The following is a 2,976-nucleotide window of genomic DNA, read 5'->3' as shown; positions in this document are numbered from 1 at the left end:
GCGGCGGGCATCCTCGCGCGCGTCCTCAACAGCCTTGGCCTCCTGCTCGGCCACCTCGTCGGCGGCGGGGGGAGCGGGGGGAGCCGGGGGTTCCGGGGCCTTGTACGATTTGCCGCCACCACCCATGGCATTGCCTCCTTGCTGGGGTGCGCGGACGTCTCGCGGGGCCGGACCACCCGGCCACCACGGCCGCGCCGCGTGAACCGGTGGTACACCCCGCTTTTCGGGCGGATGCGACCGGAAGGGGGTTGGAAGGGGGGCGCAGGGGTGTACGAGGCATGCGCGCGCATGACGCAAAAAAAGCCCAGCCCGCCCGAAACGGAAAAAACCGGAGTCGGGCGGGCATGAACGGAGGGATTACGGCAAACGGGGCAAGGCGACGAAGGCGGGCGGAACATGGGGGCGAGGCATCACCGCGCGTCACCGGGTGGGCACGACCACGCGGGAACGCAAGGCTGAACATGTGGGGCGAATGCGGCCTGCGGGTTAAGAAGAATCACAACCTTACCGATACGTGTGCATGGCCGGGCACGCACAGTTCCGGGCAATCCGGCAATCAGGGCACGCTGTGACCGGGGCACGCCGAGGCCGGAGCATGCGCAAGCCGAGGCACGTACGGAATCGGGCACATGCGAACGCCGCCGTCATGCTGACCGAATCCGCAGGCACACACGCATCGTGAGGGGTGCCGTATCCAAGTAGGGGGGCTTTCCCGCCTTGGCCCCACGTGCAGACTTTATTAACTGTATGCATTTTCCGTAGACATTCGCGCACCTCAGAGGCTGGAATGCCCATCCGTCACGCGGTTCTGGCCGCGCTTTTCGCCGTTCTCGTCCTGCCTGCGTCTTCCGCCCCGGCCACGGGAGCCGGGACGCGCTACGAACAGGTGGGCGAGCACTACGACGTTTCCATAAGCTATCCCGTGCTGCACCACCCCGCCGTGGATGCCGACATTGCGCGCATTGTCTGGAAACTTACCGATGCCTTCCGCCGCGTGGCCGGGCATGGGCTGCCCCCGCAGTCCGCCGCCGGTCCCCGCCCCGGTCAAAGCGACAGGGCAGATCTGCCAGGCAGACCTGACTGGTCTGGCAGGGCCGAACCGTCTCAAGGCGTCACGCCCGACGCCGCAGCGCGGGGTACCCCGCAGGCGGACGCGGACGTCTACGCCCCGACCCGCCGCGATTGGCTGACCGCCACCCACAGCATTTCCCGACCGTCGGACAACGCCGTTTCGGTGATCTTCGAGGTGCAGACCGGCCTGTGGGGGCGGGACGGCGCTGCCGTCAGCCATGATCTGCTGGCCGTGAGCTACGACCTGACGGCGGGGCGGCGCATCGAACTCGACGACCTGTTCGGCGACGACGACTGCGCCGATGCCGTGCTGGCCGCCCATCTGCGACGGCGAAACGGCGGCGGCCCGTACAGCGGGATGAACGACGGGAGCGGTCCATCCGGTGCGCCTTCCGCTGCATCTGGCGCATCTGGCGCATCTGGCGCGTCTGGCGCGTCTGGCGCGTCTGGCGGGCAACGCCGTAGCGGCAATGAAGCGCTTGCCGCCCCTGCCCGGACCGTCGGCACCACCGCCCAGGGGGCAGCCACGCGCGACGGGCGATTGCCCACCATGCAGCCGGGCATGCCCCACCCTGCCGGATCTGCATGGTCCGAAACAGGCCTGGGCAACACCGAAACCCCGGTCACCTTCTGGCTCACCCCTCGAGGCCTCATGCTGCTGTCCGGCTCGTGCTGCTGGCAGAATGCCTCCGTCGGCGGCTCTTCCACCGTGCCGGGCAATTTCCCCGTGGACGCCCGCAGGACACCGGCTGATCCGCCCCCCGCCGTGGAGGTGCCCATCGAACCGCTGCTGCAATGCGCGCCGCACCTCTCCTACTGGGGCAGGGTGCGCTGAAGGTTCGCGCGTCCGGCCCTGCCGACCGTGTCCGACCGTGGCCGACTGCATCTGGTCGCGTCTGGCCGCGTCTGGTCACGTCCGGTCGCATCAAGTCGCATCAAGTCGCATCAGGGCGCATGGGGGCGCATGGGGGCGCATGGGGCCTTGCCGGGTGGGGGCGCATGCGGTATCTCGCACGTGGACATACCGGAGGTTTCCCATGCCGCGCGGCCACGCGCCCCGTACCCCGATCCACGCCCGTCTCGACGCGCCCGGCACCGCCCGGCGCCTGGCGCGCCCCTTGTTGGCCGCATCGCTGGCAGCCGCCCTGCTGTTGCCCGTGGGCATACAACAAGACAGGCCAGACCTTCCGGCAGGCCCCCTTGCCACCTTTCTGCCCACGGTGAAAGAAGCCCGCGCGGACGAGCCAGCCTCGTACCAGCCCGGCTTCCGCACCATGGGCATCTGGATTCCCGAAACCGGCGAACGGCTCGACGTGGCCGTATGGTACCCCTCCGTCCGCGCCCCTTCCGAAATCCACCTCGGTGACTGGACGCTGGATGTGGCGCGCGGCGGCAAGGAAGTGCCCGGTCGCTTCCCGTTGCTGGTCATCTCGCACTGCACCGCCGGTTCACGCCTGGCCCATCACGACACGGCGGAAGCTCTGGCCCGCGCGGGCTTCGTGGTGGCCGCGCCCACCCATCCCGGTGACAACAGCAACGACACCTCCTCGCTGTTCCTGCCCGAACAGCTCACGGCCCGCCCCCGGCACGTCAGCACCACCATCAGCAGACTGCTGCGCACCCCGGAAACCGCCCCCATGATCGATCCCGCCCGCATCGGAGTCATCGGCTTCGGCACCGGCGGGGCCACCGCCCTGCTGCTGGCGGGCGCCCGCCCCGACGGCACCCGTTATGCGAGCTACTGCGAGCGCACCACTCCCGGCGACCCCTACTGCACCAAGTGGGCCTCCGAACGACTGGCACGCCTGCCGGACACCCTGCGCCCGCTGCAGCCCGGCGCCACCGACGTGGACCTGCCCACGGCCCCGACGGGCTCGCATGCCACACAGGGCGCATCGGGCTCAC

2 protein-coding genes are annotated in these 2,976 nt (G+C 69.7%); both read left to right on the top strand.

The window, feature by feature from the left end; all coding sequences use genetic code 11:
- The first annotated feature begins 787 nt into the window (after positions 1–787).
- The gene (locus tag FVW27_RS11925; protein WP_167125424.1) at positions 788–1,906 is read left to right on the top strand and encodes a hypothetical protein; all 1,119 of its coding nucleotides are present in this window, start codon (positions 788–790) and stop codon (positions 1,904–1,906) included.
- A 202-nt stretch (positions 1,907–2,108) separates the two neighbouring features.
- The coding region (locus FVW27_RS11920) for an alpha/beta hydrolase family protein (RefSeq protein WP_243838393.1) at positions 2,109–2,976 on the top strand (868 nt) is incomplete at its 3' end.

Source organism: Nitratidesulfovibrio liaohensis (assembly GCF_011682075.1).
In the GTDB taxonomy this organism is placed as follows: domain Bacteria; phylum Desulfobacterota; class Desulfovibrionia; order Desulfovibrionales; family Desulfovibrionaceae; genus Cupidesulfovibrio; species Cupidesulfovibrio liaohensis.
The sequence above is the reverse complement of the archived record's forward strand: the minus strand, read 5'-3'. Positions and strand labels throughout refer to the sequence as shown.